Source organism: Vibrio sp. Hal054, from assembly GCF_037162405.1.
GTDB lineage: Bacteria > Pseudomonadota > Gammaproteobacteria > Enterobacterales > Vibrionaceae > Vibrio > Vibrio diazotrophicus.
In genome coordinates this window covers 2724644-2743974 of record NZ_JARLUT010000001.1, presented here as the reverse complement: position 1 = coordinate 2743974, position 19331 = coordinate 2724644, and the positions used below count along the sequence as shown (strand labels likewise).

Annotated in this window: 20 protein-coding genes and 2 pseudogenes; 13 read left to right on the top strand and 9 right to left on the bottom strand. The window is 43.4% G+C overall.

Annotated features, from left to right (window positions below):
• Positions 1-1276, bottom strand: a pseudogene (locus P4S58_RS12710) (HlyC/CorC family transporter).
• Positions 1277-1376: 100 nt separating this feature from the next.
• Positions 1377-2171, bottom strand: a complete 795-nt coding sequence (locus tag P4S58_RS12705) for a cytochrome C assembly family protein (RefSeq protein ID WP_042480529.1) — start codon at positions 2169-2171, stop codon at positions 1377-1379.
• 246 nt (positions 2172-2417) lie between these two features.
• Between P4S58_RS12705 and ffh the strand changes: the two genes are divergently transcribed.
• The 5 genes from ffh (at position 2418) to rplS (ending at position 6056) form a co-directional block, all read left to right on the top strand.
• A complete protein-coding gene (ffh, locus tag P4S58_RS12700; RefSeq protein WP_102963605.1) occupies positions 2418-3806 on the top strand; it encodes a signal recognition particle protein in 1389 nt (462 codons plus the stop codon).
• Positions 3807-4058: 252 nt separating this feature from the next.
• On the top strand, positions 4059-4307 hold the full coding sequence (gene rpsP / locus P4S58_RS12695; RefSeq protein WP_042480523.1) for a 30S ribosomal protein S16: 249 nt from the start codon (positions 4059-4061) through the stop codon (positions 4305-4307).
• Between the two features lie 27 nt (positions 4308-4334).
• A complete protein-coding gene (gene rimM, locus P4S58_RS12690) occupies positions 4335-4889 on the top strand; it encodes a ribosome maturation factor RimM (RefSeq protein WP_042480520.1) in 555 nt (184 codons plus the stop codon).
• Positions 4890-4914: 25 nt separating this feature from the next.
• Positions 4915-5661, top strand: coding sequence for a tRNA (guanosine(37)-N1)-methyltransferase TrmD (gene trmD, locus P4S58_RS12685; protein ID WP_337164191.1), 747 nt, complete (start codon positions 4915-4917; stop codon positions 5659-5661).
• A gap of 41 nt (positions 5662-5702) precedes the next feature.
• Entirely contained in the window at positions 5703-6056 is a 354-nt protein-coding gene (rplS, locus tag P4S58_RS12680) for a 50S ribosomal protein L19 (RefSeq protein ID WP_042480514.1), read from the top strand.
• A 109-nt stretch (positions 6057-6165) separates the two neighbouring features.
• Here rplS and degS read toward each other — a convergent pair whose 3' ends face one another.
• The 3 genes from degS to zapG form a co-directional block, all read right to left on the bottom strand.
• A complete protein-coding gene (gene degS, locus P4S58_RS12675; RefSeq protein ID WP_042480791.1) occupies positions 6166-7224 on the bottom strand; it encodes an outer membrane-stress sensor serine endopeptidase DegS in 1059 nt (352 codons plus the stop codon).
• Between the two features lie 293 nt (positions 7225-7517).
• On the bottom strand, positions 7518-8885 hold the full coding sequence (locus P4S58_RS12670) for a Do family serine endopeptidase (protein WP_042480511.1): 1368 nt from the start codon (positions 8883-8885) through the stop codon (positions 7518-7520).
• 142 nt (positions 8886-9027) lie between these two features.
• A complete protein-coding gene (gene zapG / locus P4S58_RS12665; RefSeq protein WP_042480508.1) occupies positions 9028-9468 on the bottom strand; it encodes a Z-ring associated protein ZapG in 441 nt (146 codons plus the stop codon).
• 151 nt (positions 9469-9619) lie between these two features.
• Between zapG and zapE the strand changes: the two are divergent.
• From zapE to sspB, 8 genes and pseudogenes are all read left to right on the top strand, one after another.
• Positions 9620-10722, top strand: a pseudogene (gene zapE, locus P4S58_RS12660) (cell division protein ZapE).
• A gap of 212 nt (positions 10723-10934) precedes the next feature.
• Entirely contained in the window at positions 10935-11363 is a 429-nt protein-coding gene (gene rplM / locus P4S58_RS12655) for a 50S ribosomal protein L13 (RefSeq protein WP_042480504.1), read from the top strand.
• Positions 11364-11378: 15 nt separating this feature from the next.
• The gene (gene rpsI / locus P4S58_RS12650) at positions 11379-11771 is read left to right on the top strand and encodes a 30S ribosomal protein S9 (RefSeq protein ID WP_042480501.1); all 393 of its coding nucleotides are present in this window, start codon (positions 11379-11381) and stop codon (positions 11769-11771) included.
• Positions 11772-12103: 332 nt separating this feature from the next.
• A complete protein-coding gene (petA, locus tag P4S58_RS12645; protein WP_042480497.1) occupies positions 12104-12697 on the top strand; it encodes a ubiquinol-cytochrome c reductase iron-sulfur subunit in 594 nt (197 codons plus the stop codon).
• Positions 12697-13962 (top strand): cytochrome b, encoded by a 1266-nt coding sequence (locus P4S58_RS12640; RefSeq protein WP_042480494.1) that lies wholly within the window; start codon positions 12697-12699, stop codon positions 13960-13962. Before petA ends, P4S58_RS12640 begins: the two co-directional genes overlap by 1 nt.
• Positions 13959-14696, top strand: coding sequence for a cytochrome c1 (locus P4S58_RS12635; protein WP_102954437.1), 738 nt, complete (start codon positions 13959-13961; stop codon positions 14694-14696). The genes P4S58_RS12640 and P4S58_RS12635 overlap by 4 nt, the downstream gene beginning before the upstream one ends.
• 99 nt (positions 14697-14795) lie before the next feature.
• On the top strand, positions 14796-15431 hold the full coding sequence (gene sspA, locus P4S58_RS12630; protein ID WP_042480488.1) for a stringent starvation protein SspA: 636 nt from the start codon (positions 14796-14798) through the stop codon (positions 15429-15431).
• Positions 15432-15443: 12 nt separating this feature from the next.
• On the top strand, positions 15444-15914 hold the full coding sequence (gene sspB / locus P4S58_RS12625) for a ClpXP protease specificity-enhancing factor (protein WP_102954436.1): 471 nt from the start codon (positions 15444-15446) through the stop codon (positions 15912-15914).
• A gap of 67 nt (positions 15915-15981) precedes the next feature.
• On the opposite strand, the gene P4S58_RS12620 is transcribed toward sspB, so the two are convergent.
• From P4S58_RS12620 to P4S58_RS12605, 4 genes are read right to left on the bottom strand one after another with little or no spacing between them, the layout of a single operon-like run.
• Positions 15982-16554, bottom strand: a complete 573-nt coding sequence (locus tag P4S58_RS12620; protein WP_102954435.1) for a BON domain-containing protein — start codon at positions 16552-16554, stop codon at positions 15982-15984.
• A 16-nt stretch (positions 16555-16570) separates the two neighbouring features.
• On the bottom strand, positions 16571-17161 hold the full coding sequence (locus P4S58_RS12615; protein WP_042480478.1) for a phosphoheptose isomerase: 591 nt from the start codon (positions 17159-17161) through the stop codon (positions 16571-16573).
• A 3-nt stretch (positions 17162-17164) separates the two neighbouring features.
• Entirely contained in the window at positions 17165-17536 is a 372-nt protein-coding gene (locus P4S58_RS12610; protein WP_042480476.1) for a YraN family protein, read from the bottom strand.
• Entirely contained in the window at positions 17508-19328 is a 1821-nt protein-coding gene (locus P4S58_RS12605; protein WP_337164568.1) for a penicillin-binding protein activator, read from the bottom strand. Before P4S58_RS12605 ends, P4S58_RS12610 begins: the two co-directional genes overlap by 29 nt.
• Positions 19329-19331 lie beyond the last annotated feature (3 nt).

Genomic DNA, 19331 nt, shown 5'->3' with positions numbered 1-19331 from the left:
TTACACTTTCTTCGGTTTGCGAGGATGAACTCGAACCAGCTTAATACGGTTTTCTTCCAGCTCAACAATTTCCATCGGATGATTGGCTACTTTGACGCTAATATGGCTTTCCGGGATCTCTTCAAGATGCTCCAGAATTAAACCGTTAAGCGTTCTTGGACCGTCTGTAGGAAGTTTCCATTTCAGGCTCTTGTTGATATCTCGAATGTTCGCACTGCCTTCAATAAGGAAGCTACCATCACCTTGTGGCGTGATTTCTTCAGATAAGCTTGGAGCAATAGACGTGGTAAACTCGCCCACAATCTCTTCCAGAATATCTTCCAAAGTAATCAAACCAATAATATCGCCATATTCATCAACGACTAGACCGATTCGCTCTTTATTACGTTGAAATTTAAGTAGCTGAACGTTTAACGGTGTGCTTTCAGGGATGTAATAAATCTCATCAGCGGCTCGCAGGATGATCTCTTTGCTCAGTTCGCTTTTCTCCAACACAAAGCGAGATGCTTCACGTAAACGCAAGATACCTACGGCTTCATCTATTTGGTCACGATACAAGACTACACGACCATGAGGAGAGTGAGTTAACTGACGAACAATGGATTTCCAGTCATCATTAATATTGATCCCCGTAATTTCATTACGTGGAATCATAATGTCATTCACCGTCACGTGCTCAAGGTCAAGAATCGACAACAGCATATCTTGGTGACGACGAGGAATAAGACCACCTGCTTCGTTTACGACTGTGCGAAGCTCTTCAGAACTCAGATGATCATCGCCACTGCTTAAGTTCTTTACGCCCAATAGACGGATAAAACCGTTGGTAATAAAGTTTACGAATACGACCAGTGGTGCAAAGACTTTCATCAGTATTGTCAGCAGAACACTGCTTGCGTAAGAGACCTTCTCAGGGAACAACGCAGCTAATGTTTTTGGTGTGACTTCAGCAAAGACAAGTACCACAAGAGTCAACACACCCGTTGCGATAGCAACACCGTAGTCACCATACAGACGCATACCGATAATCGTCGCAATCGCAGAAGCGAGAATGTTGACTAGGTTATTACCGATAAGAATTAGGCCAATAAGACGATCTGGACGACTAAGTAATTTCTCAACTCGTTTCGCACCTTTGTGCCCTGTGTTGGCGAGGTGCTTTAAACGATAACGGTTGAGAGACATCATGCCTGTCTCAGAGACCGGAAAAATAGGCAGAAATAACGATAAGACACGCAAGCAGCGCAAATAAAATACCCGTAGAGATATCGTCCAAAACGATCTTTTTCCTTATAACAGATTTAGGTAAATAAACTTTATTAATTAATGGATTATGATAAGCGGGAAGTCAATCAAGACAACTCGCAAAACGTTACTCAGCTTAGGATAATTTCTCTGACAAATCGGCTGCCAAAGTAAGCCAGAGTCAGAAGTGTTGCACCGGCAACTGCAAACCATGTCACCTTTCTGCCTCGCCAGCCTTTTTGGTAATGGCCCCAAAGTAAAATGGAGTAAACCACCCAAGCTATAAAGGAAAGTATCGCTTTGTGTGCTTTACCTTGAGCAAACATATCCTGAACGAAAAACCAACCAGTGATAAGAGTACCAGTTAGTAGCAAGTTGCCAATCAGAATTATTTTAAACAGTTGACGTTCAACCATAAGCAATGGTGGCAAATTAGGGTTAATTGCTAAAGCTTTTTTCTTTTTCAATTTGTAATCGAGCCAAGCAAGTTGCAACGCATAGAGCGCGCCAATAGACAAAGTCGAGTACGAGAACAGAGCCAGTGATATATGAACGAGCAGTTTAGGGTCGTTTTCCAAGTGCGTAATGAAAGTACTCGGTAGAAATGTTGCGGCCGATACATTAATAGCTGAAAAGCTATAAACCACAGGCAACAAGAACCATAAGCGAGTTTTAAACATCGCTACGCTCATGACTAGAGAGATAATAAAGCTAATCAGTGACGCAACGTTGAGCATACTCAAGTTTTGCCCAGTGACATTGAGAATCAGATCTCCAAGCAGCCAAGCATGAAAAACAAGTGCTAAGAAAGCAGAAATAAAAACGGACTTTGCTCTTATACCTGTGTGGTTGACTAGGCTAGGCACTATGGTTGCGATCGATAAAACGTACATTAGAGTGGCAACGATAGCGATTAAGTTATCCATACTTCTCACATAAATGGCTGCTGAATTAACGAATTATACATTGCATAACCCTAATGAGCTACGGTGGATCTTGATTGATTTTTGATAGTTGAGATCTCACAAAGTTAACCCAATCTAGAAGACAAACCTCAGTGTTCCCAGTTATAGAGATGTCTGCGTTCCCAGTTGTGGGGATTAGGGTATGCCTATGGACTTGGCTAAGGTATACTCACAACAATTAATCGCCGTACCGCGAAGAGAATAAAGATGTTTGAGAATTTAACGGATCGACTATCCAAGACGCTGAAAAATATCAGCGGCAAAGGACGTCTTACAGAAGACAATATTAAAGAGACCCTGCGTGAAGTTCGCATGGCACTATTGGAAGCTGACGTTGCACTTCCTGTAGTTCGTGATTTCGTAAACCGTGTTAAAGAGAGCGCGGTAGGTGTCGAAGTTTCTAAATCGCTGACCCCAGGCCAAGAATTCATCAAGATCGTACGTAGCGAACTTGAAAAGGTCATGGGTGAGTCCAATGAAGCGCTTAACTTAGCCGCTCAGCCACCGGCTGTGATTCTGATGGCAGGTTTGCAAGGTGCTGGTAAAACAACCAGTGTTGGTAAACTGTCTAAGCTATTAAAAGAGCGTGATAAGAAGAAAGTGCTGGTGGTTTCTGCCGACGTTTATCGTCCAGCGGCGATCAAACAGCTAGAAACTTTGGCAACAGATCTCGGTGTTGACTTCTTCCCGTCTTCAGCTGACCAAAAGCCAATTGATATTGCGAATGCGGCTATTGACCATGCGAAGAAAAAATTCTACGACGTATTGATTGTCGATACAGCAGGTCGTCTTGCTATCGATGAACAAATGATGGCGGAAATCAAAGACCTGCATAAAGCAATCGATCCTGTTGAGACGCTGTTTGTTGTCGATGCTATGACAGGTCAAGATGCGGCAAACACGGCTAAAGCATTCGGTGACACACTGCCACTAACGGGGGTAATTCTTACCAAAGTGGATGGTGATGCTCGTGGTGGTGCAGCTCTGTCTGTACGTCATATCACTGGAAAACCAATTAAATTCTTGGGTGTGGGGGAAAAAACTGACGCTCTAGAACCATTCCATCCAGATCGTGTTGCTTCCCGTATTCTAGGTATGGGTGACGTTCTGTCACTGATTGAAGACTTGCAACGTAATGTTGACCAAGAGAAAGCGGAAAAGCTAGCTAAGAAGTTTAAAGAGAAAAAAGGCTTCGACCTAGAAGACTTCCGTGAACAACTTGGCCAAATGAAAAACATGGGTGGCATGATGGGCATGCTGGATAAGCTTCCGGGCATGTCTCAGCTTCCTGCCGGTGTTAAAGATAAAGTTGATGACGGTATGTTCAAGCAGATGGAAGCCATTATCAGCTCTATGACGATGAAAGAACGTCGTAACCCTGATTTGATCAAAGGTTCTCGTAAGAAACGTATTGCGTCAGGTTCCGGTACACAGGTGCAAGACGTTAACCGCCTATTAAAGCAATTCACTCAGATGCAAAAGATGATGAAAAAAATGCAGAAAGGCGGCATGAAAGGCATGATGCGCAACATGCAAGGCATGATGGGCGGAATGGGAGGTATGGGCGGAGGCGGTGGCGGTTTCTTCGGTCGTTAAACTAAGCCCAGACCTCGATTTGTTAAGTTGAGAATATTGTTTGTTCAAAAAACGTTCTCAACTTTTCAAAGTGTTATCAAGGTCACAGTAATTTACCCCTGCTTTTGGTGGTGGAAATTTAGCTAAAAACCTTGCAATGCCTCGGAATAAGAGTAAAATTCCGGGGCTTTATTTTGGCACGAGACCCCAAGCTGTTTTATCTAAGACGGTTACTGGGGTTAATTTTATTTTTGAGAAAGCAAAGAGGACGACATGGTAACCATTCGTTTGGCACGTCACGGCGCTAAGAAGCGTCCATTCTATCAAATCGTTGTTGCAGACAGCCGCAACGCAGCTACTGGCCGCTTCATTGAGAAAGTAGGTTTCTTTAACCCTACTGCTACTGGTCAAGAAGAAGGCCTACGTCTAGATCTAGACCGTGTGAACCACTGGGTATCACAAGGCGCTACTGTATCTGACCGCGTAGCTAAACTAGTTAAAGACGCTCAAAAAGCGGCTTAATTCTTACATTTAGTGAGTAACTAGTTTATGTCGATGAAAGGTAAAGAAACAATGAGCAAACAAAACGAGAGAATTGTTGTAGGCAAGTTTGGAGCTACTTACGGCATTCGTGGTTGGCTTAAGGTTTTTTCCTATACAGACAATCCGGAAAGTATTTTTGATTACGCCCCTTGGTTTGTTAACCACAAGGGTGAGTCAGTTGAATATAAAGTAGAAGGCTGGAAGCGTCACAACAAAGGTCTTGTAGCAAAACTAGAAGGTCTTGATGTTCGTGAAGATGCGCATCTGCTGACGAACTTTGAAATTTCAATTGATCCTGCAGTACTACCAGAATTGCCAGAAGATGAATTCTACTGGCGTGAATTGTTCGGCATGCAAGTGGTAACCACCCAGGGCTACGACCTTGGTAAAGTTACTGACATGTTAGAAACAGGCTCGAATGATGTTCTCGTAGTTAAAGCAAATCTGAAAGATGCTTTCGGACAAAAGGAACGATTAATCCCGTTCCTTGAAGAGCAAGTGATCAAGAATATTGATCGCACAGCTCAACGGATCGAAGTTGACTGGGATCCAGCGTTTTAACTCTAAAATATAAGGCAAAGAACACATGTGGGTTGGCGTTATAAGCCTATTTCCTGAAATGTTCCGCAGCATTACAGATTTTGGAGTCACAGGCCAAGCGGTTAAAAAAGGGTTGTTGTCTGTTGATACATGGAATCCTCGAAATTTCACTCACGACAAACGTCGCACTGTCGATGATAAACCCTACGGTGGTGGCCCTGGCATGTTAATGATGGTACAGCCTTTGCGCGATGCTATTCATGCTGCCAAACAAGCCGCACCGGGAAAGACGAAAGTCATTTATCTTTCTCCTCAAGGTCGAAAGCTCGACCAGCAAGGAGTTGAAGAGTTGGCTACAAATGAGAATCTTGTTCTTATCTGTGGTCGCTATGAAGGGGTAGATGAACGCATTATTGAATCTGAAGTTGACGAAGAATGGTCAATTGGTGATTTTGTAATGACGGGTGGGGAAATCCCAGCCATGACGTTGATTGATTCTGTATCTCGGTTTATTCCGGGGGTACTTGGAGATTTCGCGTCAGCAGAAGAAGATTCTTTTGCCAATGGCTTGTTAGATTGTCCACACTATACGCGTCCTGAAGTGCTAGACGGAAAAGAAGTACCAGCGGTACTGAAATCCGGCAATCACGAGGACATTCGTCGCTGGCGACTGAAATTGTCGCTAGGCCGAACTTGGTTAAGACGTCCGGAGCTCCTGGAAAACCTAGCTCTGACTGACGAACAGGAACAATTGCTGGCTGAGTTCATTAAAGAAACTCGGAATAACCGGTAACCTATTAAATTTAGTATCAGTTTATTCTAGGAATTTAAAAAATGAGTAACATCATCAAAGCTCTTGAGCAAGAGCAAATGAAACAAGACCTACCTAAATTTGCACCAGGTGACACTGTTGTAGTTCAAGTTAAGGTAAAAGAAGGTGAACGTGAGCGTCTACAGGCATTCGAAGGTGTTGTAATCGCTATCCGTAACCGTGGTCTACACTCTGCATTCACTGTACGTAAGATTTCTAACGGTGAAGGTGTTGAGCGTACGTTCCAAACTCACTCTCCTGCTATCGGCGGAATTGAAGTTAAACGTCGCGGTGCAGTACGTCGTGCCAAGTTGTACTACCTGCGTGAGCGTTCTGGTAAGTCTGCTCGTATTAAAGAGAAACTTGCTAAGAAGTAATACTTCATATCGCATTCTCATAAAAAAAACGGAGCCAGTTGGCTCCGTTTTTTATGCTTCTAATTCGACTAAGATACGCAATAAACACTTCATTATAGTGAATCAGAGATTAGCGAGTGTCTTCCGAAATTGTTACTGGTACGGTGATTTCTTCACCTTTGCGTAATAATGTAAAGTTCGCAACTGTACCTGGTCTCAGGTTGGTGACGAGATCCATTACGCTTTGGCGACCATTGATTTTGTGATCGTCAATCTTCAAGATAATATCGCGAGGTTCAAAGCCTGCTTTAGCCGCCGGACCATTCGGGTCTACAGCTAAAATAATGATTCCGCCAACATGTTCGCTGCCGAGTAAGCGTGAGGTGACAGAATTAATGTCTTGGCCGTCCACGCCGATGTAGCCACGAATTACACGCCCATCTGCAATGATCTTTTCCATGATGGTATTGGCAAGCGCATAGGGTATGGCAAATGAAATACCGTAGGTTTCTAAATCTGTAGCTTGTTGGAAAGAAGCGGTATTGATACCGACCAACTCACCCTGAGTATTGACAAGAGCACCACCTGAATTACCTTCATTGATGGCTGCATCAGTTTGGATAAAAGCTTGTCGACCATCAGCGCTGATTGAAGAGCGACCAGTGGCAGAGATAATACCAAATGTAGTGGTTTGCCCTAGGTTGTATGGGTTGCCAATAGCCAGCACAACATCGCCAACCTTAGCTTGATAGTTAGGATTAAGGGGGATAACAGGTAGATTATTGCCTTCAACGCGTAATACGGCGATATCGGTTCTTCTGTCTTTACCAACCAGCTGAGCCGCTGCTACTCGTCCATCTTGCAGAGCAACAATGATTTGGTCGGCTTGAGCGACAACGTGATAGTTGGTAATGATGTAGCCTTTCTCACTGACGATAACACCTGAACCCAAACCCTGAGTCGATAATTTGTTGCGATTGTTTTCTGAATATTTACGACTATAGATATTAACCACTGCTGGTGCGGCCTTACTCACTGCACTATTGAATGAGATTTGCAGTGACGTAATGTCAGTGGATGCATTGCTGCGTTTAGGAAGAATATTTTCTCGTAAAGATGGCATTGCAGCGATAATGATAGCAGCAGTAACCAAGCCTATCACAACAGAACGAAGCAAAACTTTAAGCATAATTTCCCCAAAATCAACGCAGCTATATCCTTCCTTCTCAATAGTGCAGTTGCGATTTCGAGGTTTATTATTCTCGATTACATAAGATATATGTAAGGGGAATGATTCACCGGCCGTTTGCCTGCAATACCAAGTTGTTTGGGTATAATCGAGTGAGCTATAAATAGTTGTATCCGAAAAGGTTTAGGATACTGTTATAGAAACGAAGAATAGCATTACCCGACCCAATAACAAAAGGACCACATCAAATAGTGGTCCTTCTACGTGTTGTATTAACAATAAAGCTCTGAGTTTTATCTAACAACTAAGTAAATAGTACGATCACCACGTTGAATATTCAGCGCTAGGATACTTGGGTTTTTATCCATTATTGCTCTTAAATCCGCGATATTTTTTACCCGTTGTCTGTTCACTCCAATAATGATGTCATCAGTCTTAAGTTGATAACTTTCGGCTGGTGAGTCTTTCGCAACACTTGTCACTTTTACACCTTCAATAGGGTCGGTGGCTGTTGTGTTGCTTAATTCCGCACCTTGTAGCCCTTGGTGTAGATTGTCTGCCTTAGTCTTAGCATTGGTAGCTTCACCAAGTGTGACTTCATAAGTTTTCTCTTTACCTTCACGAATGATGCCCAGTTTTACTGTTTTACCTGCACCTAAAGTAGCGACTTTGGCTCGCAATTCGGAGAAGGTTTCTATCTTCTTACCGTTTACAGAAACAACAATATCACCCGCTTTAAGGCCTGCTTTATCTGCTGCACTGTCTGGCACTACTTGGCTGACAAAAGCCCCTTTAGTAGATGAATACCCCATTGCCTCAGCAAGCTCAGAAGTAACTTCACCACCTTGTACACCTAGCATGCCGCGTTTCACTTCACCAAACTCTAAAATTTGACCGGTGAGGTTTTTCATCATATTTGAAGGGATGGAGAAACCAATGCCTACGTTCCCACCATTTGGACCGAGAATCGCAGTATTGATACCGATCAGTTCACCGTTTAGGTTTACCAATGCGCCGCCGGAGTTACCGCTGTTAATCGCTGCATCGGTTTGAATGAAGTTTTCGAAGTTTTCTATATTCAAACCACTTCGGCCGAGTGCTGAAACGATACCAGACGTAACTGTTTGACCAAGACCGAATGGGTTACCGATCGCTACAGCGAAATCGCCGACCCGAAGTTGATCCGAATCTGCAATCTTAATTTGCGTTAGGTTTTCTGCTTTTTCTAGTTTCAGTAAAGCAATGTCAGACATTTCATCACCGCCAACAAGCTCGGCATTCAGTTCTCGACCATCATGCAATTTAACGCGAATTTTTTCTGCATTGTTGATGACGTGGTAGTTAGTCACAACGTAGCCTTTGCCCGCATCAATAATGACTCCAGAGCCTAGCGCTCTAAATGGGCGCTCTTGCATCTGTTCAACGGGGAAGTCTGGACCAAAGAAGAATCGGAATTGTTCTGGAAGCCTCTGTCTGGAGACTTGGGTACCTTCTACTGCAATGCTTACCACTGCTGGTGTGACTCTCTCGAGCATAGGCGCCAAGCTAGGCATTTGCTCTCCATTCACAGATACAGGCAGTGCCGCAGTCGCTGGCATTGGTGTAATGATAGAACTTAAGCTTAAGGATAGGACCGTTAAAGCAAGCAAAGGTTTTTTCATCATGAAACTCCTCATTGATAAGTATCTGGTCGTGAATAATATTTGTGCTAAATATCAAACTTCAACAGACTCAGTGAGAGTTATGACTCAAAAACCTTTTTAAAGTTCACTTGAGATTGGTTGTTATCAATATGAGTGTCAATTAGCTCGCTTTGACATCAATAACATCTGAAGAACGAAGAATGGTTTTTTCTTCATTCTTTAGTAGTCCCGTAGCACCTAAAGCGTAGTCTTTTGGTTGCTCTTCTAAAGTATCGTCGGTAGCGCTTTCATCTTTTTGTTGAGCAATTTGTTTAACAAACGGGTTATCTTGCTCAGGAAGATTCGGAAGTAACTCACTAGAGGTCTTAGACATATGCTGATAAAGCTTAGTGTAGTCTTTACCAAGTGTATCGAGCATTTCTGCTGTTTGGGCAAAATGATCAGCGAGCTCTTGACGTTGTTGCTCAAGGGCGTACTTCGCACCGTCTAAATCTTTTTGTAAGGATTTCTGTGCCTTATATTGAGGCGTGGTTAAACGAGAAATCACAACGCCAGCAACGAGGCCGACTAACAATCCAACAATCGCATAAATCCAAGGCATAACAGCTCCTTATTGTTGTTATTTAACATGTTTTTTACCAGCTGGTTACACATGCGTATGTCTCATGGTACTATGACTCCCCGAATGGATAAAGCAAAAAGCATGTGCTCTACATTGCAGTTTCTTCCCCTCTTTCTTTGAGCAGATAGTCATGACTCCGAAGCAGCGATACGAACAAGATTTAAAAAGGTCGGATTTTCAACAAGATGAAGCGCAAGCTATGGCTGTGAATGCGCTGGATGACCTTTATCATCAGTTAATTGATTACGTGAATACACCAGTGGTCAAACCATCTCGTTGGCAAAAACTACTGGGAAAGAAAGAAGAGAAACCTGAACTTCCTAAGGGTTTGTATTTTTGGGGGGAGTAGGGCGCGGTAAAACGTATTTGATGGATACGTTTTTTGATGCTTTGCCAACAGATAAAAAAATGCGGGTTCATTTCCATCGCTTTATGTATCGGGTACATGATGAATTAAAACTTCTTGATCATGTCAGCGATCCACTGGAGCTTATTGCTGATAAATTCAGTAAAGAAGCCGTGATTATCTGTTTTGATGAGTTTTTTGTGTCTGATATTACAGATGCAATGATTTTAGGAACGTTATTTCAAGCCCTGTTCCAGCGCGGTGTTGTTTTGGTTGCAACGTCTAATATTCCGCCTCATGACCTATATAGAAATGGTTTGCAGCGTGCTCGTTTCTTACCCGCTATCGCTCTGATTGAAAAATACTGTCATATCTTAAATGTTGATAGTGGTGTGGATTACCGTCTAAGAACATTGCAACAAGCGGAAATTTATCATTATCCGCTCGATGCTAAAGCTTCTGAGAACTTGAACAAATACTATGAACAACTTGCTGGAAGCGAAAAACCGAAACAGCATCAGATAGAGATTAACCACCGCACTATTGATGTGATTGAAGCTAACGACGGTTTACTCTATGCGTCATTTGAGCAACTGTGTCAGACGGCTCGGAGTCAGAATGATTATATTGAGCTGTCAAAACTCTACCACACGGTTTTACTCGCTGAAGTTAAACAGATGGATCGTACCATTGAAGATGCGGCGAGACGCTTTATTGCGTTGGTTGATGAGTTTTATGAGCGGAATGTGAAGCTTATTATTTCAGCTGAAGTACCGTTAGAACAGCTCTATACACAAGGTCAGTTGGAGTTTGAATTTAAGCGTTGTCAGTCTCGTTTAATCGAGATGCAAAGCCATGATTACCTAGCTCAGGAACACTTAGCGTAAGCCTTACCAAATTGATAAGGAAAAATGACTTTTTTGTATAAAAAGAGGTGATTTTTCCTTCACTCTTCTTTATAATCCTGCGACCCACCGTTACTGCAGGTCTTTTTAGGCCGGGAGTACCACCCACTCGAAGGGGTGTTGTCTGGGCTCTTAGACAGTGGGAGCAATTTGCTCCTTTAAGTGTAAATTTTAATTAACGGGTTATTATTAGCATGAAAACATTCGTTGCTAAACCAGAAACTGTAAAACGCGACTGGTATGTTGTAGACGCTGAAGGTAAAACTCTAGGCCGTCTAGCAAGTGAAATTGCATCTCGCCTACGTGGCAAGCACAAAGCTGAATACACTCCACACGTAGACACTGGTGATTACATCATCGTTGTTAACGCGGAGAAAGTTGCTGTAACTGGTAACAAAGCTAAAGACAAAATGTACTACCGTCACACTGAATTCCCAGGTGGCCTAAAATCTTTCAGCTTCGAGAAGCTGATCGAGCGTAAGCCTGAGATGGTACTTGAGCTAGCGGTTAAAGGTATGCTTCCAAAAGGTCCTCTAGGCCGTGCTATGTACCGTAAGCTTAAAGTTTACGCAGGCGCTGAGCACAACCACGCTGCTCAACAACCTAAAGTACTAGACATCTAATTGGGGATATCGGAAATGGCAGAGAATCAATACTACGGCACTGGCCGTCGCAAAAGCTCAGCTGCACGCGTTTTTATTAAACCAGGCAGCGGCAACATCGTAATCAACAAGCGTAGCCTTGATGAATACTTCGGTCGTCCAACTTCTCGCATGGTTGTTAAACAACCTCTTGAGCTAGTTGAGATGGTAGAGAAACTAGATCTATACATCACTGTTAAAGGTGGCGGTATTTCTGGTCAAGCAGGTGCTATCCGTCACGGTATCACTCGCGCTCTTATGGAATACGATGAATCACTACGTCCTGCACTACGTGCGGCTGGCTATGTTACTCGTGACGCTCGTTGCGTTGAACGTAAGAAAGTTGGTCTACGTAAAGCACGTCGTCGTCCACAGTTCTCAAAACGTTAATCTTTCTTTATTGGAAGATGTTCGTTGGTCCAGTTTTACTGGATTGGGACAAAAAAAAGCTCGGCTTACGCCGGGCTTTTTGTTTTTCTTCTCTTATGAAAAATTTCATTTATCAATAATCACTTCCGAAACTTTTACAGCCTTACTCCCTTTTGTGACGCAACTTAGGGTTTGCTTCACGAATGTTACAAAAAGGTAGCTTTATCTTGTCAAAAAGTAGGGTTTTATTTATCATTTGCCGTCAAATAAATACAACTAAATTAGTATTTTGTTAGCCATGCTCTTAAGCGGAATAAAAGCAATCCACAAGGAGCAAATGGGAGAATGTCTGGATGAGCAATGCGCCTTTGAACAACAGTCGCAGACGTTTCTTAACTGCGACAACTGCGGTTGTCGGTGGGTTAGGAGCGGCGGCAGTTGCTGTACCTTTTATAAAATCTTGGAACCCAAGTGCGAAAGCAAAAGCGGCCGGCGCCCCTGTCGAGGTTGATGTAAGCAAACTCGAGGAAGGGCAAATGGTTCGTGTTGAGTGGCGAGGTAAACCTGTATGGGTTGTTCGTCGTTCGCAAGTAATCGTTGACGCTCTTAAAGAGCACGACAATCAATTACGTGATCCGAACTCTGGTGAAGAGCAGCAGCCGGATTACGCTCAAAACACTTATCGCTCAATTAAGCCTGAATATTTCATCGCTGTGGGTATCTGTACGCACTTAGGTTGTTCACCAAGCTATTTGCCAGATTCTTTCAGCGAGCAAGTCCAAGGCGTTAAGTCAGGTTTCTTCTGTCCTTGCCACGGTTCGAAGTTTGATATGGCTGGACGAGTGTTCCAGGGCGTTCCTGCACCACTGAACCTGGTCATTCCGAAGCATATGTATTTAAGTGATACAAGAATTGTCATCGGTCTCGATGAAACAGGGGAGGCATAATGCAAGCTCTACTTGATTGGGTAGAAAAACGTCTACCCGCGATGAACGCGTATAAAAAGCACCTTTCTGAATATCCAATGCCGAAGAACTTCAACTTTTGGTACCTTTTTGGTTCCTTGGCGATGCTGGTACTTGTAAACCAGATCCTAACGGGCATTTGGTTGACAATGAACTACGTTCCTTCTGGTGAAGGTGCCTTTGCTTCTGTTGAATACATCATGCGTGATGTGGAGTTTGGTTGGTTGCTACGTTATATGCACTCAACGGGAGCTTCTGCATTCTTCGTGGTTGTGTATCTACATATGTTCCGTGGCCTAATCTACGGTTCATACCAAAAGCCTCGTGAACTTCTTTGGTTGTTCGGCATGCTAATTTTCTTAGTGCTGATGGCTGAAGCGTTTATGGGTTATTTGCTACCTTGGGGACAAATGTCTTACTGGGGTGCACAGGTAATCATTTCTCTGTTTGGTGCGATTCCTGTAATCGGTGATGACTTAACACTATGGATTCGTGGTGACTACGTAATATCTGGTGCAACGTTGAACCGTTTCTTCGCCCTACACGTAATCGCTTTACCAATCGTGTTACTGCTGTTGATTGTGCTGCACATTCTTGCTCTGCATGAAGTGGGTTCAAACAACCCTGATGGTATCGAAACTAAACTGCCAAAAGGCTCTATGGGTGACGATTACCAATCACAGTTCAAGTTCCACGATTACTACTCGAAGAAATACGACATTATCGATTCTATTCCTTTCCATCCTTATGGAACGGTAAAAGATATGGTAGGTGTTGCTGGCTTCTTGTTCTTGTTCAGCTATGTGTTGTTCTTCAACCCAGAAATGGGTGGATACTTCCTTGAGCCGCCTAACTTTGAAGCAGCAAACCCACTGAAAACACCAGCGCACATCGCACCAGTTTGGTACTTCACTCCGTTCTATGCGATTTTGCGTGCAGTTCCGGATAAGCTAATTGGTGTTGTTGCCATGGGTGCATCGATTGTCGTGCTATTCCTATTGCCTTGGTTGGATCGTTGTAAAGTTCGTTCTTACCGCTACCGCAGTAAGTTGCATTTAATCAACATTATTCAATTCACCATTTGTTTCATTGCTTTAGGTATCCTTGGGGCGCTACCAGCGACTCCAACTTATACCTTACTAGCTCGAATCTTTAGTTTAGGTTACTTCATGTTCTTCGTATTGCTGTTCTTCTACAGCAAAAATGAAGCAACCAAGCCACTACCAAAGAGGGTGACATTCAAATGAAGAAATGGATTGTAATTTTGTTTGCATTGTTGCCTTCGATGGTTATGGCAGCAGGTGGAAATGTACATTTAGATAAAGCAGAGAATGATTTATCTGATCAGGCGTCATTGCAACGTGGTGCCAAGTTATTCATGAACTACTGCTTTGGTTGTCACTCAACGCAATACCAACGTTATGAGCGTGTTGCTACTGACCTAGGTATTCCAGCAGATTTAATGAAAGAGAATCTTATTTTCAACCCTACCTCTAAGATTGGTGAGTTGATGGAGAACGCGATTCCTGACAAATCCGCTGCGAAATGGTTTGGTGCTCCACCGCCAGATTTGACATTAGTCGCACGTGTACGTGGTGCTGATTGGCTGTATACCTATTTGCGTTCATTCTATGCGGACCCAAGTCGCCCATTTGGTGTAAACAATATAGTTTTCCCAAGCGTTGGTATGCCACATGTTCTTGAAGAGCTGCAAGGTACACCGGAACCTATCTTCGATACTCATGTAGTCGATGGTGAAGAAGTTAAGGTTGTGGTTGGTACTAAGTCTCAAGGTAACGGTGAGTTAAGTACTGGCGAGTTTGACCAAGCCGTTCTGGATTTGGTTAACTTCTTAGAGTACTCGGGTGAACCTGTTAAATTGGAACGCCAAGCTATGGGTTGGTGGGTATTCGCATTCTTAGTTGTGTTCACTATCGTAGTCGTAGCACTTAAGAAAGAATATTGGCGTGATGTGCACTAATTGTGCTATTATACCGCGCTAAATCCTAGTATTTAATTCTGCAATGGGGGCTTAGCCTCCATTGTTTTTTGTGTCTGTGTAAGTGTGCTGGAGGGCTCCATGGCTGTAGCTGCCAATAAACGTTCTGTGATGACTCTATTTTCAAGTGCATCTGATATGTATAGCCATCAGGTTCGTATTGTGCTGGCTGAAAAAGGTGTCAGTGTTGAGGTTGAGTTGGTTGATGAAGATAACCTACCAGCTGATCTAGTTGAGCTTAACCCATACAAAACGGTACCTACTTTAGTCGATCGTGAGCTTGCGCTTTATGATTCAAAAATCATCATGGAATACCTTGATGAACGTTTTCCGCATCCACCACTAATGCCTGTATATCCGGTTGCTCGTGGTAATAGCCGTTTGATGATCTATCGTATCGAAAGAAACTGGTATTCACTTGCTGAGAAAGTGGTAAATGGCAAGGGTGAAGAAGCGGAATCTGCACGTAACAAACTACGTAATGACTTGCTAACTCTAGCACCAGTATTTGCTGAATATGAATACTTCATGAGTGAAGAGTTCAGCCTAATTGATTGTTACTTAGCACCGCTATTATGGCGTCTACCAGTTCTGGGCATCGAACTAGTTGGCCCAGGTTCGAAAGAGCTTAAAGTTTATATGAACCGTGTATTTGAACGCGATTCATTCCTAGCTTCTCTAACTGAAGCAGAACGCGAGATGCGTCTTGCTCGTTAATGGTTGTATTTGATGGATATTGATCAAATGACACCTCGCCGACCATATATGCTGCGAGCATTTTATGATTGGTTGCTAGAAAACGATTTGACTCCTCATCTTGTTGTAGACGCGACGATGCGTGGCGTACGAGTTCCAATGGAATACGTACAAGATGGACAAATCATCCTCAATGTGGCACCTCGTGCGGTTGGTAACTTAGAGCTAGGTAACGATGAAGTTACTTTCAATGCTCGATTTGGTGGCCGACCACAAGTTGTTGTTGTTCCGTTGTATGCCGTACAAGCAATATATGCTCGTGAAAACGGTGCCGGAACCATGTTTGATCCAGAGCCAGCTTACGAGCAAGAACTGGATTCAGATATGATTGTGGAAGATGTGACAGACGAAAACATCGAAGTTGAAATTTCTGTTGATGATGGCCCTTCAGATGATGAGCCACCTCGTCCAAAAGGCAAACCAAGTTTGCGTGTTGTGAAGTAACAAGTCGTAAAGTAATACTAAAAAGCAGCTCAATGAGCTGCTTTTTCTTTATGAGATTTATTTGCTCTTACTCAGCGCCATATTCGAAGGCTCTGATGACCTGTTTTACGCCAGAGATGTTACGGGCAATTTCTGTCGCTTTATCCGCATGCTCATGAGAGACATAGCCAAACAAATACACTTCTTTGGCTTCTGTAATCACTTTAATCTTTGTACCGTTAAGGTCGGAATCTGCGAGTAGTGCTGATTTTACTTTGGTTGTTATCCAACTGTCGTTACTTATTGCACTCACAGACAAAGGCTCAGCAATTTTGACCTGATTATGCAGCGTTTTCACACCTTTAACTTTCTGTGCTTGGGCAATAAATTGGTCTAGCAATTCGGCATTTCTCGCTTGACCGAGAAGAACGACGGTTCCTTGATATGAACTTGCGACAAATCGAGCAGCACCTCTGTAAGGCGCTTTGTTACCAAGGCCTGCTACTTCAAACTCTATTTGGTTGTCGTTCCAAATCTGCTGTGTCGTTCGAGGATCTGTTACCAAATTCGCGGTCGTCGCAGCACCAGCAATAAATAACCCGGCACACCCTGACAAACTCATTGTGGCGCTTAATATTAACGCTAGGCGGAGAGACTTCATAACAAACCTTCTACTGTTATTCTTCGTGGGATGGGAATAGTACCTGATCAACCAAATCACACAGGCAATGCAGTGTGAGCATATGTACTTCGTGAATGCGTGCGGTACGGTGAGATGGAATACGAATTTCCACATCATTCTCACCTAGTAACCCAGCCATTTCACCACCATCTTTGCCAGTGAGGGCTATGATCGTCATATCACGAGTTACCGCTGCTTCCATTGCTTTGATGATGTTTTTACTGTTACCACTAGTTGAAATAGCTAGTAAGATATCGCCCGGCTGACCGAATGCGCGAACTTGTTTAGAGAACACTTCTTGGTAGTGGTAGTCATTAGCCACTGCTGTAAGAGTAGTGATATCTGCCGTTAAAGCCATGGCAGGTAAGCTAGGACGCTCAGTTTCAAAACGGTTAAGTAAACAGGAGACAAACTGTTGAGCGTTAGAAGATGAACCACCATTACCACAACAGAGAATTTTGCTTCCGTTCAACAGGCTAGCAACAATCGCCTGTGAGGCATGTAAAATAGCATCTGGTAGTGCTTCTGCTGCTGCGATTTGAATCTGAATACTTTCAGTGAAACTGTCTTTAATGCTTTCTAGCATTGATTATCCTTCGGTAATTGCGTTTTTTATCCACTCGATATGACTACCATTACTATGGATGGCGACCACATCAAATCTAAAATCTGTAGCGTCAGCGTTTAAGCCTTGCTTGAGCATCCACCAATTGGCCGCTTTGATCAAGCGGTGCTGTTTCTGTCGGGTCACACTTTCCGCTGCGTGACCATAAGCCTGACTGTTGCGATACTTAACTTCGACAAAAACTATGGTGTTGTTTTCTCTCATTATTAGGTCTAACTCACCACCTCGGGCAAGGAAGTTCTTATCTATTAGAGATAAACCTTGGCGGCGTAAATATTCTGCCGCCATCTGTTCAAACTGTTGGCCTTTACTGCGCTTGCTCAGAAGTAGCGCCATGCTCTGCCCAACTGATTTCGCGTTGTACTACACATTGGCCATCAATGCTGAGTACACCTGTCTGACTATTAATGGTATATCCTTCGACGGTTTTCATTTGTGGAAGTTCAACCATTAAACGATAAGCATCCATACCCAGAGCTTGTAATCGTCGTTCTGCGTTTGAATCTTTAGGCCACAAACGCTCCATCTGCTCAGAGATTTCTGCCTGAGGATGAATAAGAAGTGGAATATCGCTGTAGCTAACGCCAGTTAAGTCTTCATACTGACGACCACCGCCGTTACTTTTCGAATTCGAGTAAAGTTTTGGTGGACGAGTGTCCGGGTTAATCGCTACTTCAATAAATGGCTTAATCAGAGTGAGTTCATCACTGCTTGCAACTATGTATACTGCATCGATATCGCGACGGCTACGAGGCTGACTCTCAAGTTTAATGTTGAGTAAGCCTTCCATCTGAGCAATGTTCTGCTGACTATCTTGCAAACCAAATACATTGTTTATATTGCGTTGAAGCTGGCGTTTGTCACCAAACAGGTTCACAGCCACTTTGTTGTTACTGTATTTACGCCATTCATCATTGAAAGCTTCAACAACGCGTTCGCCATAACTGCTTTGAGGTGCAAGAATCAAAGGATATTGCGCACCTTCAGCCGCAAGGTGTTTAGCCGCTTGTGCCACTTCCTGCTCCGGAGACAGTGCGAGATAACAGATATCCGTGCCTTCGATCAATTCATCTGGAATGTTCAATGCAAGACTTGGGATCATGCGCTCTTCAGTTCCGTGTTGCTGCTGCATCTGTGCGATATTTTCTTTAAGCAGAGGACCAACGATGAAATCAATCTGTTTCTCTTGGACTTTGGCTTTTATTGTTTCTAAAGACTCTGAGTTGGTATCAATGATGGTAAGTGTCGCGTTATCTTCACGCTTTTCGTCATTCATCATTGCCATGATGAAGCCGTCACGAATTAACTGAGCTTGCTTATCAAACTTCCCTGTTAGCGGCAGCAATAGCGCCGTATTCACAGGTTGGATGATAGTGAGATTTAAGATGTCGGTAATCGATTTAGGCGTATATTTTGCAGCCGGATGATCGGCATTTTCTGCCAGCCATTTCTCAAGGGTGTTCTTCAGTTGTGGGATATCGTTGCCGAACGTCTTCACGTAGATAGCCAGTTGTAACCAGCCGTCTAAAATTTCTTCTTCCGGTTGCGCCGTCAGTTGAGTAATAGTTTGACCTGAATAACGTTGTAAATTAGCCCAGATTTGATCAGAAACAGCTTCTTCTTGATCGTTCGGGATCAGACCATACAGTGCGGACAACTCGCGGCTCGTGTCAAAAGGGCGATCAAGTGCGGTAAAAATATCTGCTCTCATTTGATGGTATTGAACCCATTGCGAATCAGCTAATGCCCATAGAGCGTTAAAATTAAGCTGATTTAACGCCTGGCTGTACTGTTCAGCATTCATCGAAAGCTGAGCTTTGCCCATTTGCCATTCGGCTTGTTGAACGTCACTAAGATTCTGTTTTGACAGTCGATAAATGAGTAACTGAGCTTGCTCTGTGTTGTTACTCGCGATAGCGGCTTTCATGGCCATAATTAACCAGTCATTCTGCAAGCTACCCTGACTACTATCAGCTTTCATAAGATAATTTTGCGTCGGCTGGTTCGCTTCAGCGGTGATATCAACATATTGAGGTGCTGAAGGTTTAGACGAACAAGCTGCTAACGTGATTGCTAATGCAACTGGAGCGAGTAAGCGTGGTACACTGATTCTCTGATGGTTATTTATAGC

Bases quoted from the DNA above. Each gene is read 5' to 3' on its own strand.
- rplS (WP_042480514.1), top strand. From the start codon at position 5,703: ATGAGTAACATCATCAAAGCTCTTGAGCAAGAGCAAATGAAACAAGAC.
- sspB (WP_102954436.1), top strand. From the start codon at position 15,444: ATGGATATTGATCAAATGACACCTCGCCGACCATATATGCTGCGAGCA.
- rpsI (WP_042480501.1), top strand. From the start codon at position 11,379: ATGGCAGAGAATCAATACTACGGCACTGGCCGTCGCAAAAGCTCAGCT.
- P4S58_RS12615 (WP_042480478.1), bottom strand. From the start codon at position 17,161: ATGCTAGAAAGCATTAAAGACAGTTTCACTGAAAGTATTCAGATTCAA.
- P4S58_RS12620 (WP_102954435.1), bottom strand. From the start codon at position 16,554: ATGAAGTCTCTCCGCCTAGCGTTAATATTAAGCGCCACAATGAGTTTG.
- zapG (WP_042480508.1), bottom strand. From the start codon at position 9,468: ATGCCTTGGATTTATGCGATTGTTGGATTGTTAGTCGGCCTCGTTGCT.
- sspA (WP_042480488.1), top strand. From the start codon at position 14,796: ATGGCTGTAGCTGCCAATAAACGTTCTGTGATGACTCTATTTTCAAGT.
- ffh (WP_102963605.1), top strand. From the start codon at position 2,418: ATGTTTGAGAATTTAACGGATCGACTATCCAAGACGCTGAAAAATATC.
- P4S58_RS12640 (WP_042480494.1), top strand. From the start codon at position 12,697: ATGCAAGCTCTACTTGATTGGGTAGAAAAACGTCTACCCGCGATGAAC.
- rimM (WP_042480520.1), top strand. From the start codon at position 4,335: ATGTCGATGAAAGGTAAAGAAACAATGAGCAAACAAAACGAGAGAATT.
- degS (WP_042480791.1), bottom strand. From the start codon at position 7,224: ATGCTTAAAGTTTTGCTTCGTTCTGTTGTGATAGGCTTGGTTACTGCT.
- P4S58_RS12705 (WP_042480529.1), bottom strand. From the start codon at position 2,171: ATGGATAACTTAATCGCTATCGTTGCCACTCTAATGTACGTTTTATCG.
- petA (WP_042480497.1), top strand. From the start codon at position 12,104: ATGAGCAATGCGCCTTTGAACAACAGTCGCAGACGTTTCTTAACTGCG.
- rpsP (WP_042480523.1), top strand. From the start codon at position 4,059: ATGGTAACCATTCGTTTGGCACGTCACGGCGCTAAGAAGCGTCCATTC.
- P4S58_RS12610 (WP_042480476.1), bottom strand. From the start codon at position 17,536: ATGGCGCTACTTCTGAGCAAGCGCAGTAAAGGCCAACAGTTTGAACAG.
- trmD (WP_337164191.1), top strand. From the start codon at position 4,915: ATGTGGGTTGGCGTTATAAGCCTATTTCCTGAAATGTTCCGCAGCATT.
- rplM (WP_042480504.1), top strand. From the start codon at position 10,935: ATGAAAACATTCGTTGCTAAACCAGAAACTGTAAAACGCGACTGGTAT.
- P4S58_RS12635 (WP_102954437.1), top strand. From the start codon at position 13,959: ATGAAGAAATGGATTGTAATTTTGTTTGCATTGTTGCCTTCGATGGTT.
- P4S58_RS12670 (WP_042480511.1), bottom strand. From the start codon at position 8,885: ATGAAAAAACCTTTGCTTGCTTTAACGGTCCTATCCTTAAGCTTAAGT.